Here is an 18,549-nt window from a genome sequence, read left to right as displayed (position 1 = left end):
TTTTGCAGTTCTGAGTTCTAGGTTAGGGAAGACTTACGTACTCGCAACAAGAATTAAGTTGAGAGTGATCGCGTCGTAAGTCTTGGTGTTTGAGTGTGCGAACGGCTTGGGGAGAGAGAAATTGCTAGGAGATGCAAGAGAACTACCAATTTCTAGCGTTGCTGAATTAAAATCAAAAATCTTTTTTCGCGCTTGTAACGTATCTGCGCCAGATTCATACCTGGATTCAGCAACGCTGCATAATTTTAATAGAGAGAGTGGTGCAATTCACCGTTGAGAGAACCAGCGATCGCAATACCGACTAGATTTTGCTTAACTGACTCTAGTACAGACTTAACTTGCGCCTTATCCAACTCTTTGATCCAAGGTAAGTTGCGTTTGAGTTCAGACACCAGAATCTTCGCATCTGCATAATGCAGCTTGTCAGTCAGCGTTTCCTGAACTGATCTTTCTCCACTCAAGAGTTCGGCAGCTTTCTTGATTACACCATTGATGTTCTCTTCTCTATCCCATGCACGGGAGTGGAATTGCCACAAACAACGTTCTTGAATGTAGGTTGTGATATTGGTCACTTTTTCATTCAAGTGTTCAATTTCTTTTGTCTTGGCAGGAGCTTTAGGAGCATCATCACGAACATCAATAGCAGCAAGCTGCATCAAAGGAGAATAAATGGCATTGTACAAGTCACGCGCCATATTCACCGCACCTTCAAAGCCCATGTATGGGCCATTGTGATAACCGTGACCATTAACATAAGGTAAGTGCAGTTTCTTAACTAACGCACCCACCCGTGGCCCAGTTAACACCACATCAGGACGAATCATTTCCAGAACTTCAAAGAATTCCAATTCATTACCATCATCAATATAGATAGTTCCTTCTTGACCTCTGGCAATGACCTTTTCAAAGTCTTCTTGGTGTCCGAACTTAGAAGACATGGATACTACCTGCATTCCTAAGTCATCTTCCAGAGCTTTTGTCCAGTGCCATAGTCTCGGACCACCTGTCCAAATACAGACTTTTTTGCCTGAGAGTCTTTCCTTGTACCAATCCATTTTCTCTTGGTATTTGGCGATTTCTTCGGCAATTACAGCCTCGGCTCTGTCTTCAATCCCGAAGAATGCGCCGATTTTGCGTAATGCTTCTTGGCAATAGTCAAAACCCCAGGTGTCTACGTCTAGACGAGGAATACCATATCTCTTTTTGAGTTCGTTAGCGATGTATCCGGCTGAACGCGCACAGTTGGTAACGTTGAGTTGCGCTCTGTGCATTCCTCGTAAGGAGTCATAAGTACCATTTCCGGTAAAATGGGCGATGATTTGAATGCCCATTTTCTCCATGTACTTCTCTAGTACGAAGGTGTCACCTTGGATGTTGTAGTCTCCGATGACGTTGATGGTGTAGGGTGAGGTGATTTCTGGCTCTAATGTGCCGACTTTTTCGTTAATCCAAGCGATGTTGAGGACGTGGTGTCCTTTGGATTGGCTCACACCTGCAAATCCGGGACATTCTACGCAGAAGATGTCTACGTCACCGAGTTCTTGCTGTGCGCTTTTGACTACGGCTTTGATGTCGTCACCAATCAAGGCTGTGGCGCAGGTGGTGTAGACTATCATCCGTTTGATGTCGGGAAATTCTTTGAAGGCTTCTCGGATGGATTTGCCTAGTTGTTTTTCTCCACCGAAGACGACGTGGGATTCTTTCATGTCTGATGACCAGACGTATTTTAGTTGAAAGTTACCGTTGTCGCTAGGATAACGTTTGGTGTGCCAGGTGTCGTAGGCGCAACCTATGGGGCCGTGAATCATTTGGATGGTGTCTTTGAGTACGCCACCAATTACCAGTTTGGCTCCGCAGTAGCTACATCCACGTTCTGATAGTGAACCTGGGATGGTTTCGATGTTGGATAGGGGCAGAAATTGGGTTGTGTCTTCGCCTTTTTCTTTGATGTATACGTGCTTCTCCCTTTCTGGGATTGTTTCGTCGCACTTTAATAGTTTTAGTGGCATTCCTTTATTCTCCTTGGCTGATTTCTCTTTCTTTCTTCTTGCTTTTAATCGATGACCGCCTCAAGAAGAAATCTTTTTCTTTTGTCTTTCTAAAGATTAACAATTCTTCTAATTATTAAACAGTATTTTGGATGACAAAAATATAAATTAGTATCCATATAAATCGAGACTTTTAATTTATAAAGACAGGTCTGTATAGTAATTCAAAAACAATACTATTCGCCATAAAAAACTAATAGATTGAGCCTATACATCCTCTTGAAAAGCCGATAAATTAAGTGGTTTAAATTTATTGGCTAAATAAATAGATAGTTAATCTATGCAAACGATTGAAACTGCTGTAAATTTAACCTCTAATTTTAAAGACTATTGCTAAGAGTTTTAGTTATAAATTTGCGACTAATCAAGAGCATATTTATGTAATAAGAATCCATCATGATTTACACAAATGGCATATTAGTAAGGTGCGTCAGACGGTTCAAATGCAATCTATAGTTAGATTATTTATATCTGGCACACCCTGCACAATAACACTCACGAAGAGCATATTTGTATAGAAAAAATAAATATAAAGCGATGTGAAACATAGTATATATAAGACCTGTTATTTATAAGTTTTAAAACACTATAAAGCTCATAATATATGTTACCTTGTGCAACATATATTCCAAAAATGAAATATGCTTAACATGAGAAGTTTCATCTCATAACAGATGTAAAAAACCCATATTTAGCTAAAATTTCTTGCCCATCTTGAGAAAGTATATACATAGCCAGCATAACCGCAGCACTATGAGATTTATTGATAATAGTCATGCCATAATTGACATAAAAACATAAATTTTTAGGCAGGTTTATTATCTGTAAATCTGGTGCCTCTAAATGTGCTAGCCGAGCGTCAGTATAATAGCTTAAAAATATATCTACTTGTTGTGTTTCTAGAATAAAGTAAACAAACTTGTTTCTTCTCTCTGAGATAATAGGATAATTACTTCCGTTTCCCAAACGCAAAGCTTTACTATTTAATTTGTCAAAGCTCCCTGCTCGTAACTTTTCAGCTTTATGAAAAACTGCTTGTGTATAGTCTTCAAAAAGGTTGGGATGAGGTGTTGATGTCCCTAATCTGATTTCAGAGGATAACATCAAATCTAATAAAGTATCTGAATTAATAATTATCCCTGGTTTAGCGATCGCACATATTCTATTACTAGTAAAATTTACGACAGGGCTACTTTGATTGGCTTGCATTAATGCACTGGGATTTTGCAGATCATCCGCAGCAAATATATCGGCCCTCTCACCAGCTAGAAGACGTTCCCGAAGCAACTCAGCATCATCAAACTCTAGTTTTATGGGAATCTTGTATTTCCTCGTAAACGCTTGGGCAATTTCCGAGAGAACAGCTTTTAAGCTACTAGCTGCGTATAATCTAACTGATAGGCGATCGTTATCTTCAAATAAAACCAGATTATTACTTAATTGCATAGATACGCCCATGAATTAGTACCTCAAAATTGGTAAACGATGAGTGATAACGATTTAAGGAGAAGTAATAGTTCCGTAGAAAATAAATGGCAGATGGAGTGCAAACTGCAATTCCACCTGCATTATTTCACTTACAAACAAACAGCATAATAGCCACGAATCAAACTTATTTCACAGGTTTTACTCTCAAACACTGTGGTTCTTTTGCTATAGAACCTCACGCAATCAAGGCGGAACACTACTTTTGAGAGTTAACATAAAATTGATTGGCAGATGTTATCAGTAGCAAAAGTTTCCAGTGAGTTATCTCCTGCATCTACCACACCACAAGGTGCAGAATGTGGTTTTGGTGATCATGCTTTTGACTCCAATCACATTGATGAACTGCAAACAGATGCAAGTTCTCCACATACTTTCAAACTGTTACAGATCCAATTACCCCACAAATACCTCCAGAAATTTGTGAAGTCAGGTCATCAGTTCACCAAATGATTGGCTAACTCACAGGATTTGATTCTTCTACTACAACAACACAAGCACTGGGGGGGTCAATATCTATGCCAGAATCGACCTGTTAAGCTTTACGCTTTTGATTCCTTATATGTAAAGAATAGCATACATCTTGCAATTTTACTTGCGCCGGGAAATTTTTTTCCGCAATTCGGGCTTAACCCATTTACGGATGACTGGCTGGCGGTAATTGAGAAGGCGCGATCGCACTATACTAAGTAAAATTTAAGTCTTAAGCATTAAGTTAATCTAATATTTAGTCAATCTAAAAGTATTTTTAAATAGAACTATACTTAAAGTAAGTTGACAAAACTTTACATTTTCTGAGCAAATAAAACTGAACCCAAATAATTCAAGGTACAGACGATGAAACAGATCACCCGTCGCCAATTTATCGCTACGGCTACTTTAACAACTGGCTTTGCTTTAGCCGTCAAACCAATTTCAGCCCAAGTGATTACTACTGATACACAAGGATTAGTTGCAGGTGCGGTGAAAATTCCCGTCCAAGATGGTGAAATTCCAGCTTACAGAGCATTACCTGCTACTGGTGAGAATTTTCCGATTGTGTTGGTGATTCAAGAAATCTTCGGTGTACATGAACACATTCAAGATATCTGTCGTCGTTTTGCCAAGTTGGGATATTTAGCGATCGCACCAGAGTTATTTGCTCGTCAAGGTGATGTCTCGAAGTTAAGTAATATCGATGAAATTCGCCAGGTGGTGGCAAAAGTGCCAGATGCTCAGGTATTTTCTGATCTGGATGCTACCGTCGGTTGGGCTGTCAAATCATCCAAGGGTAATGCTGATCAATTAGCCATTACAGGCTTTTGTTGGGGTGGTCGGATTACCTGGTTATACTCAGCACACAACCCCAAAGTTAAGGCAGGTGTCGCTTGGTATGGTCGATTGGTGGGCAATTCTACAGAATTAACCCCGAAACATCCTGTAGATATCGCCCCTAATTTGACAGTTCCAGTGCTGGGATTGTATGGAGGAAAGGATACAGGCATTCCATTAGATACAGTAGAGCAAATGCGCGAGCGCTTAAAATCCAGCAGTAGTAAATCGGAAATTGTTGTGTATCCTGATGCACCCCACGCCTTTTTTGCCGATTATCGTCCTTCTTACAGAGAAAAAGAAGCTCAAGACGGCTGGAAACGCCTCCAAGCATGGTTTAAACAGTATGGAGTTTCCAAGTAAGTCAGAACTAAAATTACCCTAGAATTAAGCGGATGGAATTATATTTACTTGCCTTTGCTTTTCCTGCATCCAACCCTCAAATAATTCATTGAGTAGGCGTGCTTTCATTGGTTCATCTAATTGGGCGGGAATAAACTTTTCCACCCGCACAATGACATACCACTCAGCAATCCGAGATGGAGATGAGATTTGTCCTGGTTGGCAATTAGAAAGTAGTTGTACCATTGCCGGATGTAGTGAACTCTGCTCCACTGGCCCGACTAATCCACCGGTTTGAGATTCTGGGCCTTGGGAGTATTTTTGTGCTACTTCTGCGAAGGATTGTTCTTTTGCTTGTAGGCGAAAATAGAGTTCCTGTGCCAGTCCTGGGTCTTGAGTTCGCAGTAGAGAGTAAATTACTTTATCTAATTTCGCTTTTAACTGGAAAAAATAAGATTCCAGTTTTGCTCCCCATGTGGCTTGCTTGTACTTTTCTAGCTTGATTTTGCGAACAATAATATTGTCTAGTTGTTCGGCACTCAAACCTTGTTGTACCAGCCATGCTTGAATGTCTGTTTCTTGAGCTAACTGCTTATCGGCGTAAAACCTTTGTTTAGCTTGGGCTAACTCCTCAGGCTTACACTCTACTGCTGCTATTGCCTCATCGATAATTAACTCCCGTAATAATTGCGGTAGAAGTTGATAATTAGCCAGTAAGGGAATGAGTTCACTAGCTTGAATAGTACGGTTGCCGATTTGCAGCACTTCAGTCATTATCTGTTGGGTTTGGCTCTCTGGGGTTGATAGATGCTGAGTTAGTTCCCGCATAGGAGTAACGGTGTGACATTCTTCTATGGCTTTAAAATATTAATAGCAACAGTACGCAATTTATGTAAAGTTTTAACGAAAATCATCCGTATTTGTCTGTAAGTAGTACATTTGCTTTTAGCTAAAAGACATCAATGATAATCCTCGACCTATTCTTATGGCAAATCAATCGCGGTCACCGTTAAATTAGTCCTGTAGGGGTGTGGTGATAGATGTAGATCACAACACTCAACAAACCTCAGGAAAAATACTTCTATACTTTGACAAGTATGAAATTCACCTCAATCACCTATACATTGTCTGCTGTTTTGCTGCTGGGCTTTTCGATACCTTTAGTATTTGCACAAACACCGGATTCTGGTCTCTCTGCTGATTGCCAAATGCCGATCCCACCAAATGTTAATTCTGTAGACCATTTCTTAGGTATGGGACACTTTCAGCAAGACTGTAAAAAAGATTTGTCGGCGGCGGTTGCTGCTTTCACCCAAGCGATTAAACTTAATCCCCAAGCTGAAAAACCATACTATCATCGAGCGAATGCTTACGCTGCAATGGGTAACTATCAGGCAGCCGTGACAGACTATACCGAAGTGATTAGGCAAAATACGGGTAGATTTGGTTTGAGTAGTGCTGCATATTGGAATAGAGCTAGAGCTTATGAAAAGTTGGGGGAAGAACAGAAAGCAATTTCCGATTTAACTCAATTAATTGGGAAGAATACAAGTTCTAATGCTGATGAATATTTATTAAGAGCGAATCTTTACAGGGATTTGGGAAATAAAGAAAGTGCGATCGCTGACTACAAGATAGCAGAAAAACTCTTACAGCAATACACGGATGGTGTTTTTGACACTGGGATGATGGACACCAGATATCAACAGATGTTGGATCAAGTCAGAAATGAGCTATCAAGTATGGGTGTAGCTGTCACAGTACCCAAGACTACTACTGGTAATATTTTACGCACAATTGCTAAAACAGAAGTTGAACGGGCATTAAATTTAGCTAAACTCCAGTCTCAACATCCTACCGTGAAAAATTTTGATGCTCAACTTCAGGATTTGTATAAGCAACTAGCAAACACACAACCACAAGTAGACCAAAGGGTAGTAAAAAACCTGATAGCCAATGCGGCCTATGAGAAAATAGATACTTTAAAAATAGAGCGATCGCAACTCTTGACACAATATACCCTTCACAGTCCCGTCATTGGGGTAATTGATAGTCAGACCAGCGAATTAGAATCATTAATTCGTCGTAATAAATTTTAATGATACGTGAGTTCGATAAATTCGGAAGAACCCCTCTCCATAGCGCGGAGCGCTTCTCGTAGAGTACCTCTCCCCGACGCGGAGAGAGGCTTAAAACCTTGATTATTTGGTACTCAATTATAGATTTTCAGCCCCTTCCCTTGTAGGATACTGTTGGCGAATTATTGAGGGGTTAAGCCCCTCAAGAGTTTGGAACAGTGGAAAAAAGAGAATAAGTATATTGAGCGTAGCATCTACAAAGATTATGACCCTGCACCCGCGTGATATGTCGCAGATTCCTGAAACAACAGCGCAAGTAGCCCGGAATTCATTTCCCAAAGGGAACATATATATGAAGATGCGGGATGAAATAGGAGTGTTATATAAGGATGAGGATTTTGTCAAACTTTACCGCGCAGATTGTGGTCAAAGTGGAATATCAGCAGGACAACTGGCATTAGTGACAGTAATGCAATTTATCGAAGGTTTAACGGATAGACAAGCGGCGGATGCAGTGAGGGGTCATATTGATTGGAAATACGCACTATCGTTGGAATTAAATGACCCAGGGTTTGATTATTCAGTACTTTCAGAATTTCGTCAGCGATTAATCAAAGCAGGACGAGAGCGAGAGTTACTCAACCAAATGCTAGCTCGTTTCCAAGAACTAGGTTGGCTCAAAAATCGCGGCCGTGTCAGAACTGATTCAACTCACGTATTAGCCGCAGTACGACAGTTAAATCGTTTGGAATTAGTGGGAGAAACTTTACGTCATACCTTAAATGACTTGGCTTATTTTGCCCCTGATTGGCTCAAATCGAGAGTTGACGTTGATTGGTTTGAACGTTACTCCCTGAGATTTGAGCAATACCGCTTGCCCAAATCAAAAGCCGAACGTGAGAAATTGAGGCGAAAAATTGGTGAGGATGGTCATCATTTGCTATCCGCTTTGTATGCAGACTCAACTTGTAATTGGCTGTGGCAGATTCCATCAGTGGAAACATTACGTATAGTTTGGGTGCAACAATACTATATTCAATTGCAACAAGTCTATTGGCGAGAACAAGATAACTTACCACCAAATAGACTACAGATTGAATCTCCTTACGATGTTGATGCACGCAATTCCAGCAAGCGAGAAATCAACTGGACTGGTTATAATCTGCATCTGACAGAAATTTGTCACCCCATACTGCCAAACTTAATTATCAATGTGGAAACGTCCGTGGCCACAAGTGCGGATGTTGAGATGACACCAGTAATTCATTCTCGTTTAAACCAGAACAATCTTTTGCCACAAGAACATGTTGTCGATACTGGCTATGTCAATGCTCAAAACTTAGTCGATAGTCAATCCCATTTTCATGTTGATTTAGTAGGAAAAGTTCCCCCCGGAACTAGTTGGCAAGCAACAGCACAATCCGGCTTTGAGCAAAATTGCTTCACTATTCATTGGGATTTGATGCGTGTTGATTGCCCAATGGGTAAACAAAGTAAGTCCTGGCGTACAACTGTCGATAGCCATGACAATCCAGTAGTCAAAATACAATTTGACAAATCCGATTGTTCGCTTTGTTCAAGTCGCTCAAAATGCACTCGCTCCAAAAAACTACCGCGTCTTCTGACCCTCAAACCACAGGAACTACATCTTGCATTACATGATGCTCGCATTCGCCAAAAAACTGAATCTTTTCAACAAATTTATCACCAACGTGCTGGCGTTGAAGGCTTGATTTCCCAAGCTACTGGTCGCTACCAATTACGCCGTTGTCGCTACATTGGTCTTGCCAAAACTCTCTTGCAGCATGTCATTACTGCTGCTGCTATCAACTTCAGTCGGATGTGGGATTGGTGGCAACATGTCCCACGCAGTCAGACTCGCGTTTCTCACTTTGCTCGAATTGCTCCCACTGCCTCATAGTATTCCTGATTTTCTATTTTGTGATGATTGGTTTTGCCCTCTATCAATTCGCCAACAGTATCCTTGTAGGGAAGGGGTTGGGGTTAGGTTTCGTCGAATTCACGTTAATGATACAGAAAACCCCGATTTCTCGAAGAAATTGGGGTTTTAGGTCTGCGCGCATCTAAACTTGATTGAGCTATAAAGTCTCCAAAAAGCTTAAAAGGTCTGCCATTTCTTGAGTGTTGGGCTGAAATTTTGGCATTGGTGGTGTATCACCGCTAATAACTTGGTGAATTAGTCCATACTTGGACTTACGCTTAGAAACTGCTTGTAAGCTGGGGCCTACTCGGCCATCGGCTTCTAAACCATGACAACCAGCACAATTTATTTGAAAAATAGCGTGTCCCTGTATTGGGTCTCCTTTCATGGCAAGAACACTCTTAACATAAGGGTCAGAGGCTTTCACCAACTGAACACCAAAAAAGCCCAAAGGGATTGCTAGCAGTATCACTAGCGCCACTAAAGCGATACGCTGAATCAGAATTTCAGGTTTAGTAATCTGGTTATCCAAAAGGTGTGCTGTAAAAGTCTAGGTTTACTCAAATTTTTCATTTCCTACACATAGCTTAAAAGTTCTTGATGATGTCTGCAAGCATGAACTACAGTTTTTTTCTCTCCAGGGGTCGCCTAAAAATACTGTAGGAAGCGGGATTCATCCGCAATTTGGTAAAATCAAAGACGGGAAATAAATAATGAATAATCGTAACAGGAGATTTTAAAGTGGTTGAACCCCTACTTTCAGGCATCGTTCTTGGTTTGATTGTTGTCACCCTCTCTGGGCTGTTCTACGCCGCCTATAAGCAATACAAGCGCCCCAATGAGTTGGGTGGTTGAGTATTGGAGTGCTGAGTGCTAAAGCGCCTTAGCTACTGGGTGGGGAGTATGAGGAATAAAGTAGATAAAAATTCTTCCTCATCTCCCCAATCCCCAATCCAAGGCAAAAGTCAAAAGGCAAAAGTCAAAAAAATCTTCTACCTTTTTACTTTTTACTTTCTTGTCCCCAATCCCTACCCCCCTAATTCCTCGCTGCGATAAAAAGTAAGCGCCGTGTTACCGTAGACTTTCTGGCGGCAAATTTCCCAGTTAGGAATTAATATATCTACCCATCCTTGGGGATTATGTTCGATCGCTATTTCCCCACTTGGATCTAATAATTGATAAAGAGCGATCGCCTCTAGCACTGGCTGATATAATCCACTAGCATAGGGTGGGTCAAAATAAATTCTGTCGAATTGCTGCCCTGATAAGTTTTTTAATTGCTGAAGGACATCTCCGCGCAATACTCGCCATTTTTGTTCGTTATTGGCTATGCGCTGCCAGTTTTCTTGGATAATTGCACAGGCTCGGCTTGATTTTTCAATTCCGACCACCAAGCTAGCACCTCGACACAAAGCCTCTGCACCCATTGAACCGTTACCGGCGCACAAATCTAGCCAGCGACACCCTTCTATTTCTCCCTGCCAAATATTAAAAACAGCTTCCCTCACCCTCCCAGTGGTGGGTCTGGTTTCTTGCCCTGGTAAAGTTTTAATTTGGCGATTCCCGTAAATTTTTAGACTCATTGGTCAATGGTCATTAGTCATTAATCATTAGTTATTAATCATTAGTCTACTGACAAGTGACAACTGACGACTGACAAACTAATATTATGCAGCAATTTTTTCCCGTACTTGGGAGACAAAATTAGACAGGATTTGCAGCCCAATATTTGACGATTTTTCGGGATGAAATTGTACTGCCATCAGGTTTTCATGGGCAATAGCTGCCGTAACGGTTTGCGTACCGTGAGTAACAGTTGCAGCACGAACTTGAGGCTCAACTGGGTCAACATAGTAGGAATGTACAAAATATACCCAAGGTTGGGGTGGCAAATGCTCCCACAAAATGCTTTTTGGTTGGGTTAATTCCAACTGATTCCAACCCATGTGGGGAATGGTAATTCCTGGTTCAGAAATAAACCGCCGCACTTTTCCTTTGATAATTCCTAGTCCTGGTTGAGTACCTTCCGCACTCGATTCAAACAGAATTTGCAGCCCTAAACAGATACCTAAGAAGGGTTTGCCTGAAGCGATTGTATCTTTAATTGGTTGTTCTAAATCACGCGATCGCAAACTCTGCACTGCTGGGTCAAATGCTCCCACTCCCGGCAATATGACTGCATCGGCCTTAGTTAATTCCTGATGAGAATGAGTAATTATAGGAGTCGCCCCCGCTTTTTCTAATCCTTTGCAAACCGAATGCAAATTTCCCATCTCATAATCTATAACAGCAACAACTGGCATTGACCTTCTCCTTGTAAATTGTTTATGGAGGGTTTTTCTATTCTAAATAATATTTTCCATGAAGAAAAGAATTCTATTAACTTCTTTTGACACTTGGCTAGAAGATCAAAAGTCAAATTCCTCTGATGATTTATTATTTGAAGTCACTCAACTTAACTCACTTCCATTAGATTTACAATTTTTGCGCTTGTTACCTGTTGATATTGGGCTGGCCAGTTCCCTAGTAATGGCAAAAATAGAGGAATCCCAACCAGATTACATTATCTGTTGTGGCATGGCCGCAAGCCGGAAAAAATTAAGTGTAGAAGTAGGTGCTAGCTGTGGAGAAATCTTTTTACAGACCACAGTTGATCTAAAAAAATTACTAATAGGAGCAACAGCAACTGATATTAGTGACGACTGCGGTAAATTTGTCTGCGAGGGTCTTTATTATTCCATACTGGACTACTTAGAACAAAATAAACTATCAGCTCATTGTGTTTTTGTTCATGTTCCCATCTTGAATCAAGATAACTTGATAGAAATTCTCACGGATTTCGTATTAATTATTAACAATCTGGCACTTTCATGAACTCATTACCGTCGAGGCGGGCATAATGAACAAGTTTAGGTTTTGACACCTTGCCTTCAAGATACTGGTTTAGGGTGTAGGGAGCAGGGGGCAGGGGTTGATGAATTAGAATCGTCACTCATCACTTTATTAAAAACCTAGACCTTTGAGGATAAAAAAGATGAGGAAATAACAAATTATTTTCCCCAATCCCCATTACCCCTTGTCCCCAGAGGGGACCCCACCTTCCCCAATCCCTAATCTAATTTTGAATTTTGAATTTTGAATTTCTCCTATGTTGCCTTTTTTACTCAGCTTTTTCGTTGCTCAATCTGCTCCTACTGCACCACCACCGGAAGAAGTAGTACAACCTCAAGAAGTCCGTGCGTTACCAGGACAGTTGGATTCAATCCCTACATTTAATAGCAATAGTCCAGAATTAGTTTTAAGAGAAGGAATCTTACTTTCCACTTTTCCCCCAGCAGGCAAAAAAGTCCCATCAGCCCATTTGAATTATCCGTTTCGTGGGCGATTTGATGTTTTTGCCCACCACATTGCTAGGGCGGAACCACCAGAAGATTTACGCTCATTATATTTAGGGATACTCCTGCATAATCCCACATCCCAACCGGTGAAGGTGGATATTTTGCAAGGGGCGAGTTATTTAAGTCAACCGGATGCACCGTTTATTGAGTTGCCATCTTTGGTAGAGAATAATTTGGGTAATGTGTTCTCTGGCCCTGGTAGTCGCGCTATGGCTGATGTTTTAAGAGGACTGCGACAAGATATTTTCCCGGCTCAAATTGTCATACCACCAGGGCAAAGTCGAATGCTCTTGAATCAACCTATACCTGTGCGAGAATTGACACCACCTTTAAATGGTCGCTCAACTTTGGCGCGGTTGCGGACTAATGGTACAGTCTATGCAGCTAGTTTGGCTATGTTTGCTCGTACCAATGCTGATGGTAGTGAGCGATCGCCTACCTTGGAAGAGTGGCAAACTTTACTAGAGAATAGTGATGTGTCCGGGCCACGGGATAAAACTCCCACACCATTAGAGGAAACTGGTAAACCAAAAATTTATGGTCGTGTCGCTGGGGTGGCGCGTGGTTCTTATTGGCGATCGTTTGTAGTAGATACTCCCAAAGCCAGGAATTTAACTATTCCCCAACCAGGACAAGCTTTTTCTTATGCTCTGAGTACTCTACATGGTGGTACTTTAGGGACTGGTCAAATTCAGAGTGCGCCGATGTTAGTACGTTATCCAGATACGGCCTATCGCGCTCATGGTAATTACGCCATTCAATATAGTTTAAAGTTGCCCTTGTATAACAATACTGCCAAAGCGCAAACCGTGAAGGTATCTGTGCAGACTCCCATTAAAGAAGACCGTTTAACTAAACAAGGTCTGCGCTTTTTTACTACACCCGCACGTCAAACATTCTTCCGGGGGAGTGTGCGGATACGTTACCGAAATGATCAAGGACAGCAGCAAACTCGGCTTGTACATTTAGTTCAGAAACGGGGTCAACCAGGGGAAGCATTAGCTACATTAAACATGAAAAAAGGCGATCGCCGTTTGGTCGAGGTAGACTTTCTCTATCCCCCCGATGCTTCACCACCACAAGTATTAACAGTTGGGACTGTAGCTAATCCTTGATTGACAGTTGATGGTTGATAGTTGATAGTTGACAGTCAACTATCAACTGTCAATAGCTATAATTCTAGAACCTTGGGAAATCAGGTGTTTAGCTCTATAGGAAAAAGCTAAGTACCCGGCTGTATTTAATTTTGAATTTTGTTGGCGCAGCCTTCCCGCAGGGTATTTTGTAGCTTTAGCTTCCCGTAGGGTATTTTGAATTGATTCATGGTCTTTTTTCATCTCGCCACAAAGCGATACCACCTAACAAACCAGTAATATTCGGAATGAGTTTGACATTTAAAGGTAGCTGAAAATTTACTCTTACGGCTTCACCACCACCGATATAAAGGTAATCATAGTTGAATAGTCGTTGTAGTGAGGCGATCGCTTTCTCTAAACGGCGATTCCATTTCTTTTGACCAATCTTATCTAAAGTTGCTCTTCCTAGTTGTTCTTCGTAGGTTTCCCCCTTGCGAAAGGGATGATGTCCCATTTCCATATTCGGCACTAATTTACCATCGACAAATAACGCGGAACCAAACCCTGTCCCCAAGGTAATCACCAATTCCACGCCCCTACCCTTAATTGCACCAAAACCCTGCATATCTGCATCATTAATCACCCGTACAGGTTTATGTAACCGTTGTGATAGTGCCGCTTCTAAATCAAATCCAATCCAATCCGAGTCTAAGTTAACTGCTGTTTCGGTGACACCAGCACGCACCACACCAGGAAAACCCACAGAAACCCGGTGAAATTCACCTTGAGCAGCAGCTAAAACCATAATCGCATTGATCACGACCTCTGGTGTTGCAGGTTGGGGTGTATCAACTCGCGCCCTTTCTGTAACGGGATTTCCCGTAATATCCAAAACCAAGGCTTTGACACCACTACCACCAATATCAACCGATAAAGTGCGAATTGAGCCGTTATCTTCAACCATTGAGAATTTACCTTTTTGTTAGGGATTGGGGATAGAAATAAATAATTACAGATTAATAAATAATATATGAAGCTGTATAGATAAGGGCTTCTAAAATAAAGTTCTCAGAGGAAATACATATACACTTTACGTCTTTGTATTATATATGTAATATATTTGAATTACTAAAAAGCCATATCAGCCAGAAGTGCAAAGATAACACCAATGAGACGAATTGCGATCGCCGAAAATACCTTAAACATTCTTAACATGGGTAACTACCTTTGTGCTGATGGCAATCAAGTTGATATCAGTCATGAATTAGAACAGTGTTTGTATTTAACAAAGTGCTACAGCCCCGAAAATTTGGCAAAGATTGAAACTAAGGTGCTGAATAGCCTTCCTCGTTTTTCAGCAACTGAATTTTCAGTCAGGAATGAGACAACATTAATGGGAGCCGAACGCATAGTCAAAAGTGAAAAATTTCAACAAGTTGGTGTTTTAAATTTTGCTTCTGCGAAAAACCCAGGAGGTGGATTTATCAGAGGGGCGCAGGCTCAGGAAGAAAGTTTAGCCAGAAGTTCAGCGCTTTACAAAAGCCTGTTGAAATGTCCTGAATATTATAATTTTCATCGCCATGAGCGATCGCTTTTGTACTCAGATTGGATGATTTATTCTCCCATCTGTCCAGTCTTCAAAAATGATGATGGTGAACTCTTAGCACAGCCCTATATTGTAGATTTCATCACCAGTCCAGCACCAAATGCAGGCATGATTCAAAAAAATCAACCGCACCTCAGCGTTAAAATACCCCAAGTGCTTATGAATCGAACATCAAAACTGTTGAGTTTGGCAACCAACCAAGGCTGCGATACCTTAGTTTTAGGTGCTTGGGGGTGTGGAGTCTTTAGAAATGACCCATCAATAGTTGCCCAAATATTTGCAGATTTATTATTACCAGGTGGTCAATTTTGGGGCAGATTTAAAAGTGTAATTTTTTCCGTCCTTGACAATAGTAAACAACAAGCTATTTTTACGGAGTTTGACAGGAGATTTTCTTGATCAACTGCTGGAAATTTGCAGAAGACTCTTCCATTTTCTCCAGAGGTAATAAACTTGTTCAGCAATCAAACAGGAATCCTATAGTATAGATTGTAATAATCCCAGTCCCCAATCCCCAAATGCACAGTTTCATTCCCCCAGAACGGTTTTTCGCCTACCTTACCTGGACAGAAATTCAGGAAATGCCAAATAAGGAGAATGTCGTTATCATCCAGCCAGTAGGGGCAATTGAACAGCATGGACCCCATTTACCATTGATTGTTGATGCTGCCATTGGTGTGGGGGTGTTGGGGAAAGCTTTATCTAAACTTGATGCTAGCATTCCAGCTTACGCCTTACCCACTCTTTATTATGGTAAATCCAATGAACACTGGCATTTCCCCGGAACGATTACCCTGAGTACGGAAACGCTAACAGCAATAATTATGGAAGTGGGAGAAAGCATTTATCGCGCAGGGTTTAGAAAGTTGGTGTTAATGAACTCCCACGGAGGACAACCCCAAGTTATGCAAATGGTAGCGCGAGATTTGCATGTAAAATATGGTGATTTTGCTGTTTTCCCTCTATTTACCTGGCGTGTACCCCACATCACTAAAGAATTGTTAACACCGAAGGAAGCAACACAAGGAATGCACGCGGGAGATGCGGAAACTAGTATTATGCTGGCGATTTTGCCAGATCAGGTACAACTAGATAAAGCCGTAGCAGAATATCCCCCAGAACAACCTGAAGGTAGCCTATTAAGCTGGGAAGGTAAATTACCTGTGGCTTGGGTGACAAAAGATATTAGTAAAAGTGGTGTGATTGGCGATGCCACAACTGCAACTAGAGAAAAAGGCGATCGCATTTTAGAATCCGTCTCTGATGGTTGGGTGCAAGTCATCAAAGAAATTTACGCCTTTCGCTAAATACAAGTACAGACGCGATTAATCGCGTCTCTGACAACTGACAACTGACAACTGACTAAATTTGTTAGTGTAGGGTAAGTGCAGTAGTTATCGAAACTGTTCCACAGTTGACCGGCGATAAATTGCTAAACCACATTAATAATTAGAGATAGCAGTTATGGCGGCATTTGAACCTAATAGTCTCCGTTCTTATAGCCAAGAAGACGTACAGCGAATTTTACAGCTGGCGATCGCCCGGCAAGCTGATGACCAAGATAAAGAGTTTAGTTATGAGCAATTGTTAGAAATTGCTACTGAGTTAGAAATATCACCAGAAACCCTCAAGCTAGCGGAAATAGATTGGCGATCGCAACACAACGAATTGCAGCAACGGCAAGCGTTTAATACTTACCGCATGATAAAGTTTAAAAAGCGTTTTGGTAATTACGCCATTGTCAATGGCTTTTTACTATTAGTTGATTTTATTGGTGGTGGAACGGTTACTTGGTCGTTATACCTGCTACTGTTCTGTGGTTTGGCGGTAGGGTTGGATGTGTGGAATACATTTCAAACTAAAGGTGAAGAGTATGAAATGGCTTTCCAGCGCTGGAATCGCAAACATCAAATTAAACAGACCATCAACAGTTTTGTGAATAAATGGTTTAAAGCGTTACAAGCTTAAAGCAGTTCGCAATAGCCTAAATGGTCGGCATGGGGCATCGGCACGACCTTAAACGGATGGGGAGTGACTGTCAGACTACTTCGGCAGCTAGTTGCTGTGAGCCGTCAAGAATCACTGCTCTTTCAGAGCAGTGAGTATGTCAATGACTAAAACAAGTCAACCTGCATAACTCTGCTTCTGCTGCCATTGTTCGCTGATGCTGTTGGCACAGAAGAAACTAAAAATATACAACTCAGTATTAAAAAAATTAGGTGATTAATAATTCCCAATACTTGCTATTGGGAATTGCTGCCATTAATTTGGAAACACACATGAACATAATTTAACAAATATAAATTTTAACTAAGACCATCTCTAGTCATAAATTTATCTCATACCTGAGATAGATGTTGGAAAAATTTCTAAAAGCCGTGGGAAACTCCATCCCCTCTTGGGTAGTTGAGGTTACTTACCCCGCCGATGCAGGTAATGGGTAATAGTCCAATTACTTATTACCTATTACCAGATTCCTTATCCCCTTGTAGATGAGGAATTTTAAGATTATTGTTTATTTCTCACGCAGTTGTCTTTCCATCAGCATTTGTGGTTCGACATTCTCCACATTATGTATAACTGATAGTTGAGTTATCCCTTTGAGAGCATCAGCAATTTTGTTTGTTTTGGCACGCAACCAACCAGCGTTAGGTGCATAAACTAGAGTTTTTGCTACTTCATAACCTGCTTGATTGATAGCAACTTGTTGTGATTCAATATCAACACCTTCTGTAAAACGGATGAAAACCATCCCAGTAGGGACAGCCAGCGTTCCGTTATTTTCTAAGGTATATACTGGACTTAGTATATTTGTATTGGCAGTATTCTCGATTGCTGAATCGGGTTCACCGGGAAAAATAGCGATCGCTCCCTCACCCTCATTCAAGACTAAAATAGCCTGGGATGGTATCTTGCTAGCTTGTTTGTAATGTGCGGCGTAGTATCCAAACTGGCGATTGTAGAAGACACTCGCTTTTGTACCAACAGGAATTTGTTGGGGATACTCAATAAAATAGTCTCGTTGGGGTCTCACTTCAGCGATTAAAGGTAGAGAGTACGCCTGTAAAAATAATTCACCAGGAAAATAAAACATTCTTTTTAAATTCTAATGATTTTAGGTAATGAACTACTTCTACTCATAGATTGAAATATTAGGGGTGTGGGGGTTTAGGGGTGTAAGGGTGTAGGGGGTAGGCTGTTGATTTTGTGCCTTTTCAGGGTTGAAAAATTTATGCACTATCCTGTTCTAGCTGAGTAAAATT

At 41.1% G+C, this 18,549-nt stretch carries 18 protein-coding genes; 10 read left to right on the top strand and 8 right to left on the bottom strand.

The genetic code is table 11. The features are described 5' to 3' along the window. Positions 1-245: 245 nt before the first annotated feature. On the bottom strand, positions 246-2,009 hold the full coding sequence (gene vnfD / locus GSQ19_RS26110) for a nitrogenase vanadium-iron protein, alpha chain (RefSeq protein ID WP_011320715.1): 1,764 nt from the start codon (positions 2,007-2,009) through the stop codon (positions 246-248). A 699-nt stretch (positions 2,010-2,708) separates the two neighbouring features. After that, entirely contained in the window at positions 2,709-3,494 is a 786-nt protein-coding gene (locus GSQ19_RS26105) for a molybdate ABC transporter substrate-binding protein (protein WP_224311871.1), read from the bottom strand. 273 nt (positions 3,495-3,767) lie between these two features. Between GSQ19_RS26105 and GSQ19_RS26100 the strand changes: the two genes are divergently transcribed. After that, complete coding sequence (locus GSQ19_RS26100) at positions 3,768-3,986, top strand: hypothetical protein (RefSeq protein ID WP_041456337.1); 219 nt, start codon at positions 3,768-3,770, stop codon at positions 3,984-3,986. 384 nt (positions 3,987-4,370) lie between these two features. After that, a complete protein-coding gene (locus GSQ19_RS26095) occupies positions 4,371-5,207 on the top strand; it encodes a dienelactone hydrolase family protein (protein ID WP_011320713.1) in 837 nt (278 codons plus the stop codon). Between the two features lie 24 nt (positions 5,208-5,231). Here GSQ19_RS26095 and GSQ19_RS26090 read toward each other — a convergent pair whose 3' ends face one another. Further along, positions 5,232-5,960: a peptidylprolyl isomerase gene (locus tag GSQ19_RS26090; RefSeq protein WP_041456973.1), complete on the bottom strand. Its 729-nt coding sequence runs from the start codon at positions 5,958-5,960 to the stop codon at positions 5,232-5,234. 323 nt (positions 5,961-6,283) lie between these two features. Between GSQ19_RS26090 and GSQ19_RS26085 the strand changes: the two genes are divergently transcribed. Then, positions 6,284-7,285 carry a tetratricopeptide repeat protein gene (locus tag GSQ19_RS26085; RefSeq protein ID WP_011320711.1) on the top strand — a complete coding sequence of 334 codons (1,002 nt, stop codon included), beginning with the start codon at positions 6,284-6,286 and terminating at the stop codon, positions 7,283-7,285. Positions 7,286-7,529: 244 nt separating this feature from the next. Continuing rightward, positions 7,530-9,185, top strand: a complete 1,656-nt coding sequence (locus GSQ19_RS26080) for an IS5-like element ISAva5 family transposase (protein WP_041455935.1) — start codon at positions 7,530-7,532, stop codon at positions 9,183-9,185. Positions 9,186-9,363: 178 nt separating this feature from the next. On the opposite strand, the gene GSQ19_RS26075 is transcribed toward GSQ19_RS26080, so the two are convergent. After that, a complete protein-coding gene (locus GSQ19_RS26075; RefSeq protein WP_010995537.1) occupies positions 9,364-9,738 on the bottom strand; it encodes a c-type cytochrome in 375 nt (124 codons plus the stop codon). 209 nt (positions 9,739-9,947) lie between these two features. On the opposite strand from GSQ19_RS26075, the gene petG reads away from it, so the two are divergent. Then, positions 9,948-10,061: a cytochrome b6-f complex subunit V gene (petG, locus tag GSQ19_RS26070; RefSeq protein ID WP_011320710.1), complete on the top strand. Its 114-nt coding sequence runs from the start codon at positions 9,948-9,950 to the stop codon at positions 10,059-10,061. A gap of 173 nt (positions 10,062-10,234) precedes the next feature. Here the strand turns inward: petG and rsmD are convergent, their stop codons facing one another. Together rsmD and hisH are read right to left on the bottom strand one after the other, a co-directional pair. Beyond that, positions 10,235-10,789: a 16S rRNA (guanine(966)-N(2))-methyltransferase RsmD gene (rsmD, locus tag GSQ19_RS26065; protein WP_011320709.1), complete on the bottom strand. Its 555-nt coding sequence runs from the start codon at positions 10,787-10,789 to the stop codon at positions 10,235-10,237. A gap of 84 nt (positions 10,790-10,873) precedes the next feature. Continuing rightward, entirely contained in the window at positions 10,874-11,509 is a 636-nt protein-coding gene (hisH, locus tag GSQ19_RS26060) for an imidazole glycerol phosphate synthase subunit HisH (protein WP_011320708.1), read from the bottom strand. Between the two features lie 58 nt (positions 11,510-11,567). On the opposite strand from hisH, the gene GSQ19_RS26055 reads away from it, so the two are divergent. After that, entirely contained in the window at positions 11,568-12,080 is a 513-nt protein-coding gene (locus GSQ19_RS26055; protein WP_011320707.1) for a pyroglutamyl-peptidase I family protein, read from the top strand. Between the two features lie 274 nt (positions 12,081-12,354). After that, the gene (locus tag GSQ19_RS26050; protein ID WP_011320706.1) at positions 12,355-13,719 is read left to right on the top strand and encodes a DUF3370 domain-containing protein; all 1,365 of its coding nucleotides are present in this window, start codon (positions 12,355-12,357) and stop codon (positions 13,717-13,719) included. 205 nt (positions 13,720-13,924) lie between these two features. On the opposite strand, the gene GSQ19_RS26045 is transcribed toward GSQ19_RS26050, so the two are convergent. Next, a complete protein-coding gene (locus GSQ19_RS26045; protein WP_011320705.1) occupies positions 13,925-14,644 on the bottom strand; it encodes an ROK family protein in 720 nt (239 codons plus the stop codon). A 204-nt stretch (positions 14,645-14,848) separates the two neighbouring features. On the opposite strand from GSQ19_RS26045, the gene GSQ19_RS26040 reads away from it, so the two are divergent. The 3 genes from GSQ19_RS26040 (at position 14,849) to GSQ19_RS26030 (ending at position 17,254) form a co-directional block, all read left to right on the top strand. Beyond that, a complete protein-coding gene (locus GSQ19_RS26040; RefSeq protein ID WP_011320704.1) occupies positions 14,849-15,685 on the top strand; it encodes a TIGR02452 family protein in 837 nt (278 codons plus the stop codon). 119 nt (positions 15,686-15,804) lie between these two features. Next, positions 15,805-16,593 carry a creatininase family protein gene (locus GSQ19_RS26035; RefSeq protein ID WP_011320703.1) on the top strand — a complete coding sequence of 263 codons (789 nt, stop codon included), beginning with the start codon at positions 15,805-15,807 and terminating at the stop codon, positions 16,591-16,593. A 157-nt stretch (positions 16,594-16,750) separates the two neighbouring features. Next, positions 16,751-17,254 (top strand): 2TM domain-containing protein, encoded by a 504-nt coding sequence (locus GSQ19_RS26030; protein WP_011320702.1) that lies wholly within the window; start codon positions 16,751-16,753, stop codon positions 17,252-17,254. Positions 17,255-17,801: 547 nt separating this feature from the next. Here the strand turns inward: GSQ19_RS26030 and GSQ19_RS26025 are convergent. Next, positions 17,802-18,380, bottom strand: a complete 579-nt coding sequence (locus GSQ19_RS26025; protein WP_011320701.1) for a hypothetical protein — start codon at positions 18,378-18,380, stop codon at positions 17,802-17,804. Positions 18,381-18,549 lie beyond the last annotated feature (169 nt).

The sequence above is a fragment of the Trichormus variabilis 0441 genome (assembly GCF_009856605.1).
In the GTDB taxonomy this organism is placed as follows: domain Bacteria; phylum Cyanobacteriota; class Cyanobacteriia; order Cyanobacteriales; family Nostocaceae; genus Trichormus; species Trichormus variabilis.
Note: the sequence above shows the minus strand (reverse complement) of the source record. Positions and strands in the feature narration are given on the sequence as shown.